The organism is Candidatus Midichloria mitochondrii IricVA (assembly GCF_000219355.1).
In the GTDB taxonomy this organism is placed as follows: Bacteria; Pseudomonadota; Alphaproteobacteria; order Rickettsiales; family Midichloriaceae; genus Midichloria; species Midichloria mitochondrii.
Map to the genome: position 1 here is coordinate 514,198 of NC_015722.1, position 16,070 is coordinate 530,267.

At 36.8% G+C, this 16,070-nt stretch carries 25 protein-coding genes, 4 tRNA genes and 2 pseudogenes; 13 read left to right on the plus strand and 18 right to left on the minus strand.

Annotated elements, in window-relative coordinates:
• Positions 1–10 precede the first annotated feature (10 nt).
• The 5 genes and pseudogenes from MIDI_RS08505 to MIDI_RS08515 all read right to left on the minus strand — a co-directional run bounded on the left by MIDI_RS08505 (position 11) and on the right by MIDI_RS08515 (position 912).
• The gene (locus MIDI_RS08505) at positions 11–286 is read right to left on the minus strand and encodes a hypothetical protein (RefSeq protein ID WP_192805758.1); all 276 of its coding nucleotides are present in this window, start codon (positions 284–286) and stop codon (positions 11–13) included.
• 94 nt (positions 287–380) lie between these two features.
• Positions 381–575 carry a transposase gene (locus tag MIDI_RS07900; protein WP_410517914.1) on the minus strand — a complete coding sequence of 65 codons (195 nt, stop codon included), beginning with the start codon at positions 573–575 and terminating at the stop codon, positions 381–383.
• Positions 565–612: pseudogene (locus tag MIDI_RS10200) on the minus strand (hypothetical protein); the annotation flags it as partial. The pseudogene MIDI_RS10200 and the gene MIDI_RS07900, both read right to left, overlap by 11 nt.
• On the minus strand, positions 593–733 hold the full coding sequence (locus MIDI_RS08510; protein WP_160162223.1) for a hypothetical protein: 141 nt from the start codon (positions 731–733) through the stop codon (positions 593–595). The gene MIDI_RS08510 and the pseudogene MIDI_RS10200, both read right to left, overlap by 20 nt.
• 29 nt (positions 734–762) lie before the next feature.
• Complete coding sequence (locus MIDI_RS08515; RefSeq protein ID WP_160162224.1) at positions 763–912, minus strand: hypothetical protein; 150 nt, start codon at positions 910–912, stop codon at positions 763–765.
• A 254-nt stretch (positions 913–1,166) separates the two neighbouring features.
• Here MIDI_RS08515 and MIDI_RS08520 point away from each other — a divergent pair, with 254 nt between their 5' ends.
• A complete protein-coding gene (locus MIDI_RS08520; protein ID WP_160162225.1) occupies positions 1,167–1,343 on the plus strand; it encodes a hypothetical protein in 177 nt (58 codons plus the stop codon).
• Here the strand turns inward: MIDI_RS08520 and MIDI_RS02735 are convergent.
• From MIDI_RS02735 to MIDI_RS02775, 9 genes are all read right to left on the minus strand, one after another.
• Complete coding sequence (locus MIDI_RS02735) at positions 1,335–2,027, minus strand: amino acid ABC transporter ATP-binding protein (protein ID WP_013951064.1); 693 nt, start codon at positions 2,025–2,027, stop codon at positions 1,335–1,337. The two genes, MIDI_RS08520 and MIDI_RS02735, sit on opposite strands and share 9 nt — an antisense overlap.
• The gene (locus MIDI_RS02740) at positions 2,011–2,652 is read right to left on the minus strand and encodes an amino acid ABC transporter permease (RefSeq protein ID WP_013951065.1); all 642 of its coding nucleotides are present in this window, start codon (positions 2,650–2,652) and stop codon (positions 2,011–2,013) included. Before MIDI_RS02740 ends, MIDI_RS02735 begins: the two co-directional genes overlap by 17 nt.
• Position 2,653: 1 nt before the next feature.
• Positions 2,654–3,718 carry a hypothetical protein gene (locus MIDI_RS02745; protein WP_148234115.1) on the minus strand — a complete coding sequence of 355 codons (1,065 nt, stop codon included), beginning with the start codon at positions 3,716–3,718 and terminating at the stop codon, positions 2,654–2,656.
• Positions 3,719–3,817: 99 nt separating this feature from the next.
• Positions 3,818–3,894 (minus strand) — tRNA-Arg (locus MIDI_RS02750).
• 180 nt (positions 3,895–4,074) lie between these two features.
• Positions 4,075–4,722: a response regulator transcription factor gene (locus MIDI_RS02760; protein ID WP_160162226.1), complete on the minus strand. Its 648-nt coding sequence runs from the start codon at positions 4,720–4,722 to the stop codon at positions 4,075–4,077.
• A gap of 22 nt (positions 4,723–4,744) precedes the next feature.
• Entirely contained in the window at positions 4,745–5,035 is a 291-nt protein-coding gene (gene gatC / locus MIDI_RS02765) for an Asp-tRNA(Asn)/Glu-tRNA(Gln) amidotransferase subunit GatC (protein ID WP_013951068.1), read from the minus strand.
• Between the two features lie 16 nt (positions 5,036–5,051).
• The gene (locus tag MIDI_RS09740) at positions 5,052–5,183 is read right to left on the minus strand and encodes a hypothetical protein (RefSeq protein WP_013951069.1); all 132 of its coding nucleotides are present in this window, start codon (positions 5,181–5,183) and stop codon (positions 5,052–5,054) included.
• A 13-nt stretch (positions 5,184–5,196) separates the two neighbouring features.
• Positions 5,197–5,601, minus strand: a complete 405-nt coding sequence (locus MIDI_RS02770; protein WP_041185401.1) for a hypothetical protein — start codon at positions 5,599–5,601, stop codon at positions 5,197–5,199.
• Between the two features lie 2 nt (positions 5,602–5,603).
• Positions 5,604–6,821 (minus strand): dicarboxylate/amino acid:cation symporter, encoded by a 1,218-nt coding sequence (locus MIDI_RS02775; RefSeq protein ID WP_013951071.1) that lies wholly within the window; start codon positions 6,819–6,821, stop codon positions 5,604–5,606.
• A 548-nt stretch (positions 6,822–7,369) separates the two neighbouring features.
• On the opposite strand from MIDI_RS02775, the gene MIDI_RS09745 reads away from it, so the two are divergent.
• Together MIDI_RS09745 and MIDI_RS02780 are read left to right on the plus strand one after the other, a co-directional pair.
• The gene (locus MIDI_RS09745; RefSeq protein ID WP_272940951.1) at positions 7,370–7,501 is read left to right on the plus strand and encodes a hypothetical protein; all 132 of its coding nucleotides are present in this window, start codon (positions 7,370–7,372) and stop codon (positions 7,499–7,501) included.
• Entirely contained in the window at positions 7,482–7,688 is a 207-nt protein-coding gene (locus MIDI_RS02780) for a hypothetical protein (protein ID WP_041185402.1), read from the plus strand. The genes MIDI_RS09745 and MIDI_RS02780 overlap by 20 nt, the downstream gene beginning before the upstream one ends.
• Positions 7,689–7,874: 186 nt before the next feature.
• On the opposite strand, the gene MIDI_RS07910 is transcribed toward MIDI_RS02780, so the two are convergent.
• On the minus strand, positions 7,875–8,021 hold the full coding sequence (locus tag MIDI_RS07910; RefSeq protein WP_237697419.1) for a hypothetical protein: 147 nt from the start codon (positions 8,019–8,021) through the stop codon (positions 7,875–7,877).
• Between the two features lie 244 nt (positions 8,022–8,265).
• Between MIDI_RS07910 and MIDI_RS02790 the strand changes: the two genes are divergently transcribed.
• The 4 genes from MIDI_RS02790 to MIDI_RS02805 all read left to right on the plus strand — a co-directional run bounded on the left by MIDI_RS02790 (position 8,266) and on the right by MIDI_RS02805 (position 9,812).
• Positions 8,266–8,351: transfer RNA gene (locus MIDI_RS02790), tRNA-Tyr, on the plus strand.
• Positions 8,352–8,437: 86 nt separating this feature from the next.
• Positions 8,438–8,512 (plus strand) — tRNA-Gly (locus MIDI_RS02795).
• 22 nt (positions 8,513–8,534) lie between these two features.
• Positions 8,535–9,713, plus strand: a complete 1,179-nt coding sequence (tuf, locus tag MIDI_RS02800; protein WP_013951074.1) for an elongation factor Tu — start codon at positions 8,535–8,537, stop codon at positions 9,711–9,713.
• Positions 9,714–9,736: 23 nt separating this feature from the next.
• A tRNA-Trp gene (locus MIDI_RS02805) sits at positions 9,737–9,812 on the plus strand.
• Between the two features lie 823 nt (positions 9,813–10,635).
• Here MIDI_RS02805 and MIDI_RS02810 read toward each other — a convergent pair.
• The 3 genes from MIDI_RS02810 to MIDI_RS09755 form a co-directional block, all read right to left on the minus strand.
• Positions 10,636–11,025: an AIR synthase related protein gene (locus tag MIDI_RS02810; protein ID WP_083809611.1), complete on the minus strand. Its 390-nt coding sequence runs from the start codon at positions 11,023–11,025 to the stop codon at positions 10,636–10,638.
• Positions 11,026–11,305: 280 nt separating this feature from the next.
• Positions 11,306–11,605 (minus strand): hydroxyethylthiazole kinase, encoded by a 300-nt coding sequence (locus MIDI_RS09750; protein WP_052567683.1) that lies wholly within the window; start codon positions 11,603–11,605, stop codon positions 11,306–11,308.
• Positions 11,595–11,771 carry a hydroxyethylthiazole kinase gene (locus tag MIDI_RS09755; RefSeq protein WP_083809612.1) on the minus strand — a complete coding sequence of 59 codons (177 nt, stop codon included), beginning with the start codon at positions 11,769–11,771 and terminating at the stop codon, positions 11,595–11,597. The genes MIDI_RS09750 and MIDI_RS09755 overlap by 11 nt, the downstream gene beginning before the upstream one ends.
• A gap of 1,040 nt (positions 11,772–12,811) precedes the next feature.
• Between MIDI_RS09755 and rpmI the strand changes: the two genes are divergently transcribed.
• From rpmI to MIDI_RS02850, 6 genes and pseudogenes are all read left to right on the plus strand, one after another.
• Entirely contained in the window at positions 12,812–13,012 is a 201-nt protein-coding gene (gene rpmI, locus MIDI_RS06980) for a 50S ribosomal protein L35 (protein ID WP_013951075.1), read from the plus strand.
• Positions 13,013–13,037: 25 nt separating this feature from the next.
• Positions 13,038–13,400, plus strand: a complete 363-nt coding sequence (gene rplT / locus MIDI_RS02825) for a 50S ribosomal protein L20 (protein WP_013951076.1) — start codon at positions 13,038–13,040, stop codon at positions 13,398–13,400.
• A 417-nt stretch (positions 13,401–13,817) separates the two neighbouring features.
• A pseudogene (locus MIDI_RS02835) lies at positions 13,818–14,144 on the plus strand (sodium:solute symporter family transporter); the annotation flags it as partial.
• Between the two features lie 558 nt (positions 14,145–14,702).
• Positions 14,703–14,894, plus strand: coding sequence for an FAD-dependent oxidoreductase (locus MIDI_RS02840; RefSeq protein ID WP_041185406.1), 192 nt, complete (start codon positions 14,703–14,705; stop codon positions 14,892–14,894).
• A 300-nt stretch (positions 14,895–15,194) separates the two neighbouring features.
• Complete coding sequence (locus MIDI_RS02845; protein WP_041185407.1) at positions 15,195–15,578, plus strand: FAD-dependent oxidoreductase; 384 nt, start codon at positions 15,195–15,197, stop codon at positions 15,576–15,578.
• Positions 15,579–15,665: 87 nt separating this feature from the next.
• On the plus strand, positions 15,666–16,022 hold the full coding sequence (locus MIDI_RS02850; RefSeq protein WP_148234117.1) for an FAD-dependent oxidoreductase: 357 nt from the start codon (positions 15,666–15,668) through the stop codon (positions 16,020–16,022).
• Positions 16,023–16,070 lie beyond the last annotated feature (48 nt).

Genomic DNA, 16,070 nt, shown 5'->3' on the forward strand with positions numbered 1-16,070 from the left:
CGCTCCTCTATCAACAGCAATCAATATAAAGGTGTACTCCCACTTCCATTCTTTGGTCTTTTTTTATATATGTGCACGGCTCATCGATCTCTAGGATCTCGATATCCTTAAGTGACTTTGTGCTGTTGCAGCTCTTATATAATCTCAGTTTGACGTAAGGAGTAGGGCCCGTGAGCCTATTTTCCATGAGATATATTGGGTTTGAAGACATAAGCCAAGAGCCCTGAGAGGAGGTCTGCCAAGAAATTGTTTGGCAAGCGATGCCGTGTTGTGCTGGACTTGGCAAATCTCTTTCAATTGTCCGATGGCTGTTTCAATCAATCCACGCCCTGCAAGAAGCAGTTGTTTAAAAGCCGCAAGCGGGTTTTGTCCTTGATTGCTCAGTGTTTGCTTATATACCACCGATCTCCGAATAGAAGGCCTGTCAAATATTGAGTCAGTTTCTCGACAACGGCTCGATCATCTGTATTACCCGAAGTCAGTGTGAATGACATAATCTCTCCTTGATCATTGAAGCCAAAGAACCATCCGGGTCGACGTTTTCCCACGCTGAGCGATGCCTTTAAGGATCTTATTACTGCTAGTACGTGAGTTATGACAAACCTTCTCCAGCTTTTTGTTGAGTCAACGTACCTGTTTGTTTCCCTTTGCAGCAATTCAGCAGAATGACCAACGGGATGACCGCGTCTCGCATCAGCTCAACAAAGCGATTGTAGCTGATAAGCTTCGGCAATTCCTCTCTGAGAGAGATTTGAACACAGTTTAGGTAAAAATCTTTGAATCCGGTAATGCCCTCTCAAATGAAACAAAACGAGGATCGTTATAACTTCGGAAAGCATCATCCCAGACTCTCGTTCCCTTTGTCTCTGCGAGTTTCTTAAGGATCTTTGGTACGTGAGTTGTCGCTTGCAAAAATCATCAATCAAACAAAATATTTCTACTAGGGGAACCACTTTTCTTATTTATCGTGAAATTGAGAAGAACTTAATGATTACACAGCTTCTTTAAGACCATATCAGATAATTTCTTTAAGACTTACCTCAAACTGGGGTTAACAAAAACACTGAGCAATCAAGGTATTGAGCTCGTCACCCACGGCTTAAGAAAAACATGAAAAACAAAACCCGCTTGCGGCTTTTAAACAACTGCTTCTTGCAGGGCGTGGATTGATTGAAACAGCCATCGGAGAATTGAAAGAGATTTGCCAAATCCAGTACACCACGGCATTGCTTGCCAAACAATTTCTTGGCAGACCTCCTCTCAAGGCTCTTGGCTTATGTCTTCAAACCCAATATATCTCATGGAAAATAGGCTCACGGGCTCTACTCCTTACGTCAAACTGAGGTTATATTAAGGAAATCCCTTGCTCTTTTAGTCGACGGAGAATTAAAAAAGTTACCTGCATTATTATCCTCTATCAATTCTCCATGATCCAAAAATAAAACGCGATCAGCAATGCTTGCAGCAAACTTCATTGCGTGGGTTACTATTAGCATAGTAATACCTGTATGGGCTAGGGACTTAATCACATCCAACACTTCCTTTACATTTTCAGGATCTAACGCTGATGTTGGCTCATCAAACAAAACAATCTCCGGGTCCATGCATAAGGTCCTTGCAATTGCTGCCCTTTGTTTTTGCCCTCCTGACAAGGCCCAAGGGTAAGTATCTTTCAAATTATCTAGATTTACTCGCTCAAGCCACTTGGTAGCTATGGAGATAGCGTCCTTTTTATTATACTTCAATACATTAATAGGCGCATAAGTTAGGTTCTCAATCAATGTCATGTTGTGAAACAAATTGAAATGTTGAAAAACCATCCCTATCTTGGTTTGAGGGAGGCCCTTTGCCTTAACAGAGCCACTTTCATACTTCTCTAAGTTACTAATACACCTCAGTACGGTGGATTTACCGCTGCCAGAAGGACCAATTAAAACCACTACTTGTCCCTTAAGTATCACAAAAGATACTTCATTCAGTATGATTTTTCCATTATATTTTTTAATTAACTTACTTATAGTTAGCATTGATTTTATCTTCCATATATTTAGCAATTATACTTAAAACCAAAACTAATACATAGTAACACAACGCTGCAAACAATAATGGCTTAAAGAAATCATAAGTAGCAGAGGCAGCAAGTTGAGCTCGCCTCATGATATCTGACTCACCGATAATTGCAATGATTGCTGATTCTTTAATTAAACTAATCACCTCATTTACTAATGAGGGCGAAATATTTCTAAAGACTTGGGGAATGATAATATCTTTCATCGTCAGATAATGAGGAATTGATAATGCTTTAGCTGCTTCAAATTGCCCCTTATCAATTGCTAAAATCCCGCCTCTTACAACTTCAGCAATATACGCACTAGAATTCATCGAAAATGCTACTAAACCAGCCACTGTAGGAGAGATTCTAACCTCAAACACTCCAGAAATCCCAAAATAAATAATACTCAATTGAACCATTAAGGGAGTGCCACGAATTAGTGAGATGTAAAGCCTTGATATATTTTTCAGCAGAATATTCTCGCTTATCCTGGCAATCGCTAAAATAGAACCAAATGATATCCCGACTATTGCAGCAAAAAAAGCGTACTTAAGTGTTACAACTATTCCTGATAATATATATAGATACCACCCATTCATACTACTTTAAAGTAAATATATTAGAGATCTGATTTGAGAGAGTGGTGATATCAGCGCCACCCACTTTAAAATCGGATTCCGAAGACTTCTCAATATTGAAACTCATATCTTGACCTATAATTTTTGCCTTTGGCAATTTTGAAAAAACTTCTACTATTTTCTCAACTTGTGCCTCGGTTGCAAACTCAGTTTGCTCCTTGCTTACTCCTCTTACCGAGTAATTCAGTATATCAAAATATGATCGTATAATTTCTCTATAATTAATTGCATCTACTGTTAAATTCCATTCTGGCATCCTTTGGGTTTCATTTCTTAGGCCTTTACCTGATATATTTAATGCAAATACGTCATTTACTGAGCTAATTTTGTGGATATTAAACTCTTCTGCTACCCGTAAATCATGGCCCATTAAATGCGTATAAGTCAGCTTAAAATCGCCAGAAGCTTTACCAAATTTTGCCAGGGTCTTTACATTCTCATCGGTAGAATTTGGATTATAAAAGCCTTCTTTCATGCCACCACTGATTTCTAATTTATAATTTTCTTTTTCTTTAAACTTTTTATCGTTGCTTCTCTCGATAAAAACAAAGCTATCAACTGCATTAAAGAGTGGTTCACTTAACTCATCATGCTTTAGCTCATAGGTTGCAAATTTATCATTCTTAAGATGAAGACTCTTTATCTTTGAAAACAAATCATTATTTAAATCCCTTAGGAAAAGATCAATCGAATCAGTTAATTTGATTTCTAAAACAACACCATCACCTACTTTATAGATAAAGTGGTGCTCTTTACTTGGAGTATGTTCTTTAAGACTAATGTCCTTTAAAAGATTTAGCTTAACTTTTTTATTAAAAGTTGAAATTTTAATTAGTAAATCCTTGAGTACAAAGTGGGCTCTATCATTTTTATTGCCACGCCTTAAATCAATAGTTTTTATAGAAAAAACTGGTTTCCAAGCAATATAATTTTTAAATTTTGGCTCGGTAAATTCTATAAAGGTACCTTGCTCCTCTAGTTTGGATTTCATAGTTAAGAGTGCGGCATTCAGCGACTTCTTATGCATAAAAAGTGCAGCCATATTTAGAGTGATAAGAGATATTAAAATTATCAGCAAAGATATAAAGACTTTTCTCATGTAGGCCTTAAGGTTTATTAATCAAAGTGGCGCGCCCGAAAGGAGTCGAACCCTTGACCTTTAGATCCGTAGTCTAACGCTCTATCCAGCTGAGCTACGGGCGCCATTAAAGACCGAAAAATACATATTTATGAACTATATGTCAAAGTAATTTTTTATAAACCACGCGCCGAAGCGACTTTTTATAAACCGTATATAAAAAAACAAATTTTTATATTAAAATCTTGTAGACAAGAGCAAGAAGCATGTAGGCGATATAGCAGTTTTGGTAGTACTAAAACATTTTAAGTTTCTCTTAACATGTACCCTTTATTCCTTATAGTGTGTAAATAAAGAGGGTTTTTAGGTTTTCTTTCTATCTTATTCCTAAGCCTTGCCACTCGTGCATCGACCGCTCTTTCTGTTAGTTCTTCTTCATTATTTAAAACGATTTCTTCTCTAGCTACAATCCTTCCATATTTTTTTGCTAGTATATTGAGCAATTTGCTTTCATTGGTAGTAAGGTGGATTTTGTTCTTTTGACAGGTTAAGGAATTTTTATCTAAATCAAATTCATACGGCCCAAATCTCACTACTTGAGTATAAGAAGTTTTCCAGTATAGAAGATTTTTGATTCTTAAAATTAATTCCTTTACTTCGAAGGGCTTTGCTAAATAATCAGCTGCTCCGAGCTCAAGGCCATTAATTCTGTCATCGACATCAGCCATAGCAGTGAGCATTATAATTGGAGGCTGATTTTTTTTCATCCTAGTTAGAAATTGAATCCCGCTCTCTTTTGGCATCATGACATCTAGTATGATCAAATCAAATATAATAAGTTGAAGTAATTTATCCGCTTCTTCTGTATCTTTGGCTGTACTTACAATGAAAGAATTCTTAATTAAGAGCTCAGATAATAAAGATCTAATTTCAAAATCGTCATCAACAATCAAAATATGGGATCCGGTCACAACCTTATTCTATTACTCTTGGAACAACAAAATAACCATATTTGGCTTTTGGAGCATTTTTTAATATTTCCTGTTGTAAATTATTGTTATCAGCCACATCCTCTAAAAATGTTAACGCCTCATCATTAGGGTTAACCAACGGGTTAACATTATCTGTGTCGATACCCTGTATTTTTTCAATCCAACGTAATACCCCATCTAATTCTTTCGTAATTTTTTCTAAGTGCGAGTCTGAAAAATGGATTCTGGAAAGGAACGCGACTTTTTTAGCCTGCTCTAAAGTAATTTTATCCATATAGTACCGTCATTTTTTATTTAATTAAGTAATCTGAAAAATATATATTGGCTTTAGTTATTATCTCATCTTCTAGCAATCTTACAAGTTCGTTAACTTGTTCTGCAATGATTGCTGCTTTTTCTTGGTCGCTCGTGCCGCGATACATGGTTCTAGAATTTTCAGCAATAACATTTTAACTCAATGTAGCTATCCGGCCATTTTTCATCACTTAGCAGCCTTAAAGTCACATCATAAAGTCCATGATAAATTTCCATCTTCCTCTTAACTTTAGAACGCTGCAAAGTTGCACTATTGATTATAACACGGAGCACCCCTTTACTACCGCTTATCCTGACGTTATGCTCAATCCAATCTAATAATAAATCTCTTGGACAAATGTTACTGGTAGGCTCGCAATATGTGTTAACGGCAGTTATACCTTCAATTTTTATTTTCTCGACATTAAACCTAAGTATTTTGCTAGATACCGAATTTAAAGAAGGAGCACAAGGGCTTCTTGTTGTGCACGGTGCGAGCCCTAATAGAAAAAAAACAAGGAGAAAATTTCTTATGATAACTTGCATACTTAGCTATAATAGATTTTTTTATTTAAGCTACCATCCATTTTATCGACGATTACGGTAACTGTGCAATCGCCTGTTATATTTATTGTAGTTCTTAACATATCAAGCAGCCTATCTATACCAACTAACAAGGACATTCCTTCCAAGGGTAGTCCAACAGATGATAAAACCATGCTCATCATTATCATACCGCCCCCTGGAAATCCAGCTGCACCAATTGAGCCTATAGTTGAAGTCATCATGATTATGAAGTATTGAGCCATCGTCAGTTCAACCCCTATTACTTGAGCAAAAAATACCGCACATATACCAAGATATATAGCAGTTGCATCCATATTCATGGAAGCACCTAAAGGCAAAATGAAAGAAGAGGATTGTTTAGAAACCCCCATTTTTTCTCTTAAATCGAGCATTGCAGTAGATATAGTTGCCTTACTGCTCGCTGTCGCAAAAGCTAATGTCTGTACGTTTATAATCTTTTTATAAAAAGGGAGGGGGTTTAACCCTGATATCATAAGCATAACCCCAAACAATAAGTATTGCAGAGCAAGTGCACCACAAACTACTGCTGCAAACTTGCCTAGGATTAACATAACATTTAAGCCATATTCCCCAATAACCCAGGACATTAAAGCAAAAACTCCATAGGGGGTTAATTTAATTACTAGTTCAACCATTTTAAAAACTAAATGGGCTGCTGAAACTATGAAATCTCTAACAATTCTGCCCTTATCACCAATGAGTATTAAGGAAAATCCCGTAAAAAAAGCGAAAACCACTACCTGCAAGGTGTTAGCAGAAGCCATAGCTTGAATAGGGTTAGTTGGAATGATATTCATCAAAATATCAAATATAGTATGACTAGCATTATGATGTTCAGGGTCAACATTTAACTCTATATTTAAACCAACCCCTGGCTTAAACACATTTGCAAAAATAATTCCTATTAGCACAGCAAAAGTTGTAGTACATGTATATATCAACGCTGCCCTTGTCCCAAGTCGAGCAAAAGAAGAGGCATCATTCAGACTTGTTACTCCATAAAGAACGGCAAAAAATATTAATGGAATCACTATCATCTTTATTAAATTAATAAACAGTGTTCCTATAGGCTTTAGAATAACAGCCTGCTCCCTAAAGACTGCGCCAACAATTATACCTAAAAACATTGCTATAAGCACCTTGTGCCACAGCTTGATTTCTCTCTTTTTCTTTGTCATAAAAAAAGCAATTCCTCTTAACTGATTCTTTATTTAATACAAAACGATTTGGCTATTTATACATCTTTAATCGTATAATATGAAGCAGTAATTCATAGTATAAATAAAATAATAACATGATGAGCAACAAAATATTAACTTATTGATACATAATTTTTTCTAAAGATTAACAAAAAAATCCAGAATTATAACAAAAATCATGATCGTAACAATGAAGAGATTTGCGATAAAGCAACGATCATCTATCCAGCTCCTGAATTCTATATTGATGGCAACCTTGGGCTGATGGCCAATGTAGAAAACGTATTTGATTATTTGAGCTGCTAAGCTTCTTCCAGCAATGCCTGGTAATTATAGACAGCAATGAGAGGGTGTTGATATCTTCTAGTAGAATAGGTGGAGTAGAAATGGACAATCAAGTGTAAATATTGCGGCTCTAGCGAGCAGGTGAAGAATGGTGTGGTATAGGGACAGCAAGAGGTAATATAGGTGCAAGAATTGCAAAAAGAATTACCGAGAAGGTAATAAGCGACAGAAATACACTATGAATGATAGACTTAAAACCTAATCTTGAGGACTGCGGGATTAGGACGATAGAGAGACTGACTGGAATCCATAACAGCCAAATATCTTCATGGATCGAAGGACGGGGGGCGCTATGTGCAAGAAAAGTTAGATAAGAGCTGCAACAGCACAAAGTCACTTAAGGATATCGAGGTCCTAGAGATTGGCGAGCTGTGCACATATATAAAAAAAGACCAAAGAATGGAAGTGGGGTACACCTTTATATTGATTGCAGTTGATAGAGGAGCGGGTGAAATTATTGATTTTGAAGTAGGTGACCGGGGAGTAAGGCAACCCACCTGAACCTGTCATTTAGGCTTTGAGGAACGTTATAAATGAGCATGTACAGATGATTACAGCGTTTATGAATACTATAAAATCTCCACGCACCATCACAGAACAAAAGCTGAGACATCAGTGAAATATCAAACAAAAAGGGCGACCAAAAAGTATAAACTTTTCAACGCCTTTTTGAAACAATTTCCAAGCTTATAAAACTTGATAAGGAACCGGTCTTCCAGCCGCATCACGCACTAAATCACCGTTATCAAATTTAGCTGCTACATAATTGCCATGCCCAATTTTTCCGCCCTTATACATTACAGGTTTCACTTCTTTTGCACCATCACAAAACAAAGGCTGGGACATCATTGTGGTAGAATCAAAGAATTCTTTAAGAGGCATTATCTAGCTAGTTTTAATCGAAGAACGAAGCGCTATAGCAAATTCCTGAGGATGCTTTGCACTATTCTTAACCTCTTCTTCCATAGGCATCTGCTGGATTTGAAACTCCTATCTATAAATATTAGGCAATGCCGAAAAATTTGATATAACTTTGTTGCAATCATGAGAAAAGTATGGTTGAATGGCCCGGAAAATTGGAGGGGTGGCCGAGTGGACAAAGGCAGCAGACTGTAAATCTGCCCGCGTATGCGTTCGTAGGTTCGAATCCTACCTCCTCCACCACCTTTTAATTAAGTTATTAAGGTTATAAGAATTTGACATTATGCAGGGATCGTTGTAAGCATAATGGAAGTTTTTAAGAATATTACGCGGGCGTAGCTCAATGGTAGAGTCCCAGCCTTCCAAGCTGGTAGTTGTGGGTTCGATTCCCATCGCCCGCTCCATTACGTAAATAAAAAGGAGCATATGGCAAAGGAGAAATTTGTAAGAAATAAACCGCACGTGAATATAGGAACTATAGGTCACGTGGATCATGGTAAGACAAGCTTGACAGCAGCACTAACCAAGATGTTTGGAAGGTATGTTAAGTATGATGAGATAGATAAGGCGCCAGAAGAGAAGGCAAGAGGAATCACCATTAACTCAGCTCACGTTGAGTACGAAACAGAAAACAGACACTATGCGCACGTTGATTGTCCTGGACACGCGGATTATGTAAAAAACATGATTACAGGAGCTGCCCAAATGGATGGAGCTATACTCGTAGTCAGTGCAGCTGATGGTCCTATGCCACAGACTAGGGAGCATATCTTACTTGCTCGCCAGGTTGGTGTACCTGCTCTGGTAGTATTCCTGAATAAGGTGGACATGGTGGATGATCCGGAACTATTAGAATTAGTTGAAATGGAAGTGAGGGATCTATTAAATCAATATGGGTTTCCAGGAGATCAAATTCCAGTTATTAAGGGATCAGCGCTGATGGCGTTGGAAGGAAAGAATCCAGCTCTTGGAGAAGAAGCGATTAAGGAATTAATGAAGCAAGTTGATGAGTATATTCCACTACCTACTCGTAGTGTAGATAAACCATTCTTAATGCCAGTAGAAGACGTGTTCTCAATATCAGGAAGAGGAACTGTTGCAACTGGTCGTGTAGAACAAGGAGTTGTTAAGGTGGGTGAAGAGATTGAGATAGTGGGACTAAAGGCGCAGAGTAGCAAGACTACATGTACTGGAGTAGAAATGTTTAGAAGGTTACTTGATCAAGGAGAAGCTGGAGATAACGTAGGATTATTGTTAAGGGGGATAGAGAGAGATCAAATAGAAAGGGGTCAAGTATTGGCTAAACCTGGAACAATTAAGCCTCATAAGAAATTCAGAGCAGAAGTATATATCTTAAAGAAGGAAGAAGGAGGAAGACATACACCGTTTGTGAGCAATTATAGGCCACAGTTTTACTTCAGAACTACCGATGTTACTGGAACTATCAACTTAAAGGCAGGGGTAGAGATGGTAATGCCAGGAGATAATACTGAAATCATGGTTGAATTAATTTCACCTATTGCGATGGATAAAGGATTAAAATTTGCGATTCGTGAAGGCGGCAGAACAGTTGGTGCAGGCGTTGTTGCAGAAATTATTGAATAATAAGTTATGGGGATTTAAATTTTAGGAGTGTAGCTCAACTGGTAGAGCACCGGTCTCCAAAACCGGGGGTTGGGGGTTCGATCCCTCTCGCTCCTGCCATACTATAAGCGCCCGAAACTTTTTATCTATACTTGCTCATAATATCCATATTTTATAATAAAACAAGCTAATAAGGGCGGTTGAAAATATCGTCCTATGGCTCTGCATCACATTTTTGCGGCGAAATATATGTTTAGCTAAATTTTATTTGTTTAGGAGAGGCATGTATAAACATAATAGAAGGATTATATTGATTTATAAAGGTTGTGCGTGTTTTTTGTTTTTTCTTAAATGGTTGGCTTTAGCCTTCCTGGACAAAAGGGCAGCCATTTTTTTCAACCTGCCTCCAAAAAAGCGTGCTTGAAAAAAACTTTATGAGCAAAAGTATGCACATAGATTAAGTAGTTTGCGGATACTTTTGTTCTCAGGTCCTTTATTTGGGCGTTTTCTAAGAACATGTCTTGAAAGCTTTGGGAAGATATCTAGGATAGCTGAAAGTTTTTTAAATTATAGATGTATGATATCAAAAATATAATAGAGCAATTCGCTATATAATGAAAACAAATTACGATGCTGGTAAAAAAGTGAAGGGCAGAAAACATTATATAAAATCACAGATACTCTTGGCTTAGTACTACCATGTGAAGTGCATAGCGCCAGTATGCAAGATCGTGTTGCTGCCTTCTGATATAGGCGTTTGCTGGATTTGAAACTCCTATCTATAAATATTAGGCAATGCCATATTACTTACCCGATAACAAACCTACATGAGACACTATTGTATTAACCTTACAGGGATGTCATAGCAATTCTCTACACCACAAAAGTATTTTATATAGGTAAAGGCAGTCAAAACAGATCAAAACCCGCAATAGTTAAACATTTATACTGCATTATAACTCTCCAAAATGTGAAAATATGTTGAGAGCGCCTCCCTCCATAAGGATCCTCCAGGCTGTGCTGAATTGAAGTACTTTATGTTTTCAACTCTAGCTGTTCCAATCGCTGTAATACTTATTGATAGTTTATCGGAAGATTTAGTTGTATCACCCCCAATCAGCACTATCGAATTATTTTTACAGATAGCGGTAAAAGCCTGCAAAAATTCACTTATATATTTTTCATATGAGAGCGGTATCGCAATATCCATAAGTACAAACAGAGGAGTAGCTCCCATCGCAGCAATATCGCTTAAGTTAACATGGAGGGATTTGTGAGCAAGACCACTTGGCTTAAAGTAAGAGGTACGAAAATGCACATCTTCTACTAATATATCCTAGTAACAATATACTTTTGCTCGCCTTGGTAAGGTATAACCGCTGCGTCATCTCCAATATATTGTGGGGAAACTCTGATTTTAAGAAATTAACCAATTTTTCTTCACTTAACATAAAATTGCTTCATATAATCAAAGTTTGCAGCATATAACTCATCAATAAAAGCCACCATAAAAGATGCGGGACTGTTCGCTCTCTTCTACGCTAAATTACCACGCAAACCAAAATAACTTGTAGCAAAAAGTGAGCCGCTTCAAACGAATTAGGGATACCGCTCTAAAAGTAGCTATAACAGCTGTTAAATACACACCTCATACCAGTAACTAACGGCATAAGAGGAGAGCCAAATGGTGTAGAATTTTTTTCTTTATCAGCATCAGTAATAAAATCTTTCTCACCACTTACAACCACCGTAATATTATGTTCCTTGGCCAAGGCTTGAGCTTTGTCTTTTGTTTCTTCAATTGTATTAAGAGTCTCAACTCCGAAAGTTTTATTTTGTGTGTTGTGAAGCGCAATAATTTCACTAGCATTGCCCCTTACAATATCAGCATATTGTAGAAGATCACCCAGCAACCCTTATTCTAATGTGAGCTGCACCAGCTCCTACCGGATCTGGAATAACAGGTTTTTTGCATTTTTTAGCAATTTCTGCTGCACTTTCACATCTTTTAATAAAATCTAAATCTAACGTTCCAATATTTAGATTAACTGCTGAAGAAATTTTAATTAACTCTTCCAATTCTTCCTAGCAAATATACATAATTGGGGCAGCCCCAATTGCAAGCAGAGCATTAGCCATAAACCTCACAGTGACATAAATTAGTCAATTTAATAGCAAAGGCTTAGACTGTCTTATGTTATTCACTGCTATTTCTTCTATACCTCTTAGCACGAATTGACCTCTCTTAGATACAATTTAAAGCAGATTTTTAGCAGCTTGTTCAGGATTTTAGCGTATCATGAAAGACGCTAATAGCGGCAATTCCTGCAGCACCCGCAAGTTATGACTTCTTATACGTTTAACTAATTGATCCCACCAACCGCAATGACTGGACGTTTCGAAAATTGTGCTACTCCTTTTAACCCTGCAAGACCCCAAATCGTCTCCACATTGCTTTTACTTTTAGTCTGGCACATAAGCACCAGCTCCAACATAATCTATTGGTAACTCTCTTCATCGGTTTGTCCTAAATGTAGGCCTTCTACATCTAATTCTAAAGCAAGTTCTAGGCCACCATTTATAATAAAGCAGTATTTGAAAAGGCTTCAGCACAACTTTCAGCTGTCTACCAAATTCTATTAATTCTTTATAGCTTTTTTTGCCTTTTTCGTGGAGCTGTACAGAAGTGATTCCAGCCTCAGCGCAAGCCTCAATAAATCTAAGATAATTATTTAAAGGCTGATCATTTTTATAGGTAATCAGCATTAATTGATGAAATGAACCTACCAACGTTACCTCAAATTTTTAAAAAGAGGAAGTAAATTCAAAAAACCAACAAGGCCTATAAGCAGAAGTATAAGCACAAAAATCTTATTGTTTCACACTCCCCTCGCTAGATTTAACTAGACCAGGTCCTAAGGTTTTTTTCAGCCAACCTTCAACCAGCACCCCTAGCGATACTTACCTTCTGAGCTTCTATCTTAAAAATACAAAACTGTCAATTATTAAAAAATAAAGGTTGAATTTCAGAAGGTTTTATATTATTAATTTCCCAGTCGTTTAACCGCATAGGGTTGGGGCATGCCTTAAACGGTATTTATTTTTTTATAGGAGTAAAAATGTCTAAGTTAAAAACAAAAAGCGGGGTGAAGAAAAGGTTTTCTTTAACCGCAACTGGTTTAGTTAGATCTACTCAAGCCAACAAACGGCATAACATGCGTAAGCGCAGTAAAAGACAGTTAAGGGTTCAAAGAGGAACGGTGATCCTTAACGACGTCGAATGCAGAAGGTTAATCAGATTCATGCCATACGGCAGTTAATCATTTATAAATAAGGGGTTAAAATATGGCTAGAGTAAAGCGTGGTGTGACTGCAAGGGCCCGTCACAAAAAGATTTTAGATATGGCAAAAGGCTATAGGGGCCGCTCTAAAAACTGTTTTAGAGTTGCAATTGAGAAAGTAGAAAAAGGTTTACAATATGCTTATAGGGATCGCAAAAACAAAAAGCGCGACTTTAGAGGCATTTGGATTCAAAGAATAAACGCAGCTGCCAGATTACATGGTATGGTTTATTCCCAATTTATTAGAGGACTTAATCTTGCAAATGTCGGCTTAAATAGAAAGATGCTTGCCGAGATTGCTATACATCAACCAGAAACATTTGCATCTCTAGTTGAACAAGCTAAAAACATTAACAGCTTAAAATAATGTCAGTTAGCTTTCTGTTCTGCTCAGGGATGGCGTTGTACGTTCTCCTTTAACTGTTAAACATTTCTGGAAGCTTCTCGGTGGAAAGAGGAAGGGGTTGGGCCTGCTGGCGCGCTTGGGGGCGGCCGTTTGAAGCAGCGAGAGGCTTTATAAGGTATTTTTCACTTATATACACTCCTTTTACCTGGAAGAATTGATAACTAAAGCGAGTTCGTATTGAAAAACCCATAGCGCATTTTTCACCCTTTAGCAAGCGAAGCTTGCAAGGCATGCGATAATGAAAGCGAGCCTTTCAGCAGTAAATCTAGTATAACTCGCATCCTGCTGAGGATTTGCAAGAAATGATAAGCAACTAGTTAGGTATATTGGTGTTGTTATCCTGACCCTACTACTGCATTTTTTTATTTTGTTACTAATTACCTAGTGATTGGTGTAAAAGGTTTGGTTATTGCAGGCTTGCTTGCAGTTATAATGTCTACTGCTGATTCTTGGCTAAATACTACAAGTACGCTGGTAACAAATGATGTTATTTTACCATTAGTACCTATGACTGAAAAGAAGGTTTTAATTATTGCTAGATGTGCTACTTTTATAATAGCTATTTTATCCATCCTTCTATCTCTGTCTGGAAAGGGTGTAGTGGAACTAAATTGGCTGGCTGGTAATTTCTGGGAACCACTAATTATATTACCTCTTGCCGCTGGTTTTTTAAAATTTTGGACGAATTCTAAATCTTTTATATAGCATCAGTGACGCTTGCAGTCGCCTTTGCCTGTATCAGTGCCTGTATAGTAGGGTGTAGGTGACTTCTCAACGATCAGCCCCTAATGTGGTGGCATGATAGGTAGTGCTATAGGTTTATTTGGTATGCATCACTGGCAGAAAGGTCAAGGTATGGACCCAGCCGCCAAACATAAAAAAAACTAGCTGCTATAGAGAAAGAACGAGTTAAAATTGGACATGCTAACAGTGCTGAACAAATTGAAGAATGGCATAAAGAAAGTAGTGACAGAAATCGAAAAATAGAATCTTTAGTAAATGATTTATCAAAAGATCGACGTTGACATACTGCTAGCTAGTTAAATGAGATGAAGAGATTCGAGGCAGCCTCTCAAATATCCCAATGATATGCCAGACTGAATAAAAAAATGTTTTTTTAGTACCGATATATTAAAAGATTTATAGGCATTTTTAGTATGATTGTATTTTAAATATGATGTAAGAGTATGTGTTTAAATTGTTATTTCGAACAAAGAGTACGAATATTCAGTTACTTCCTCAAAATCTTAGGCTATAGAGAGCATGAATAGAATAGCAATTATAGGAGCGGGTCTTGCTGGCCTTACCGCGGCTTATCGTCTACATAAGGAAAATTCAAATGTTGATATATTTGAAGCAAGAAACAGAGTGGGTGGTAGAGTTTTTACAGTACTAATGGAAAAATTATCTTGGGCAAAAAACAGAAGTAGAACTCGGAGGACAAAATATTACTGATGGTGGAGAAGCAGTAAATTTATTAGGATTGATAAAAGAATTAAGTCTTGAAGTACAAGAAAAACCAATCAAGTTGAATTTGCTGGTGATTACTATGATTATGACGAGCTAGTAAAGGATCATAGTAAGACTTATAAAGACCTTCCACTGTTAGCGAATAGCGCAGAAAATATAGGTATAGATATGTTTTGAGGCAAGAGTGCAATTTTAAAGCAAGCACTGCTCACCAGGATCACTGCTTATGAAGGCATAGACGTTTATCAACAATCTATCTATCATAACATAGAAAGCTTAGAATATATGATACGTAGCGGCTTATCAAAATTCCATAAACTTAATGCAGATAACGATGATTATATTACAACTAGCTCTATTGCTGGAGGGAATGCTCGTTTGCCAATCTCTATTTCAGAAATTATAAAAAACAATATCCACTCTAACAAAGTGCTGTCTAAAGTCAGTTTTGATAGTAGTGCTGTTAAAATAGAATTTACTGATAAATCTTATTATAGCTACGACTTAGTTGTATTGGCAACACCAGCTTCTACATTCAAATTTATAGACTTCTCTGATGTTGGAATAGAAGATAGAAGATTATCTTATATTCGTTCAATTCAGTATGGGAAAATTTTAAAATTGCCATGTCACTCAATTAAAACTCTGCAAATTCTTATCGTTCTGTGATAACAGACAGTACAATATCGTTTTAATCATGATAAAACTATACAACTAGTGTATGCTTACGAACCAGTATTAGATGCATCAAAATTTGTGAATATCACCATTGTAGATCTTGATGCAATACAGCAAGAATTTTCAAGCGAACCCATCCCCGGGGTTATGCAAAAGTATTATAGTATCTATAAAGAGCCTATTCAATGTCATTGGCATAATGATTTATTTTCAATGGGTTCATATTCAGGATATTCAACTGCGATTTCAAAAGAACTTGATAATATCACTCAGCATAATGGTACATATTATAAAACAATGTTTTTACCTGTTCAAAATTCTATGTTCTTTGTTGGTGAACATACAACTATTCTAGAATGTATAGGTACAATGGAAGCTGCTGTTGAATCGGGTGAACGTATAGCATGCGCTATTATAAAAAGATGTAAAAAATAATTTACAATAATTTTTATGAATTGCCATAGACGACAAGAAACTTTGAAA

What these genes read in the sequence shown, in the direction of transcription:
- MIDI_RS02735 (WP_013951064.1), bottom strand. Translation starts at nt 2,027, where the DNA reads ATGCTAACTATAAGTAAGTTAATTAAAAAATATAATGGAAAAATCATA.
- MIDI_RS02740 (WP_013951065.1), bottom strand. Translation starts at nt 2,652, where the DNA reads ATGAATGGGTGGTATCTATATATATTATCAGGAATAGTTGTAACACTT.
- MIDI_RS02745 (WP_148234115.1), bottom strand. Translation starts at nt 3,718, where the DNA reads ATGCATAAGAAGTCGCTGAATGCCGCACTCTTAACTATGAAATCCAAA.
- gatC (WP_013951068.1), bottom strand. Translation starts at nt 5,035, where the DNA reads ATGGATAAAATTACTTTAGAGCAGGCTAAAAAAGTCGCGTTCCTTTCC.
- MIDI_RS09740 (WP_013951069.1), bottom strand. Translation starts at nt 5,183, where the DNA reads ATGTATCGCGGCACGAGCGACCAAGAAAAAGCAGCAATCATTGCAGAA.
- MIDI_RS02770 (WP_041185401.1), bottom strand. Translation starts at nt 5,601, where the DNA reads ATGCAAGTTATCATAAGAAATTTTCTCCTTGTTTTTTTTCTATTAGGG.
- MIDI_RS02775 (WP_013951071.1), bottom strand. Translation starts at nt 6,821, where the DNA reads ATGACAAAGAAAAAGAGAGAAATCAAGCTGTGGCACAAGGTGCTTATA.
- MIDI_RS09745 (WP_272940951.1), top strand. Translation starts at nt 7,370, where the DNA reads ATGATAGACTTAAAACCTAATCTTGAGGACTGCGGGATTAGGACGATA.
- tuf (WP_013951074.1), top strand. Translation starts at nt 8,535, where the DNA reads ATGGCAAAGGAGAAATTTGTAAGAAATAAACCGCACGTGAATATAGGA.
- rpmI (WP_013951075.1), top strand. Translation starts at nt 12,812, where the DNA reads ATGTCTAAGTTAAAAACAAAAAGCGGGGTGAAGAAAAGGTTTTCTTTA.
- rplT (WP_013951076.1), top strand. Translation starts at nt 13,038, where the DNA reads ATGGCTAGAGTAAAGCGTGGTGTGACTGCAAGGGCCCGTCACAAAAAG.
- MIDI_RS02840 (WP_041185406.1), top strand. Translation starts at nt 14,703, where the DNA reads ATGAATAGAATAGCAATTATAGGAGCGGGTCTTGCTGGCCTTACCGCG.
- MIDI_RS02845 (WP_041185407.1), top strand. Translation starts at nt 15,195, where the DNA reads ATGATACGTAGCGGCTTATCAAAATTCCATAAACTTAATGCAGATAAC.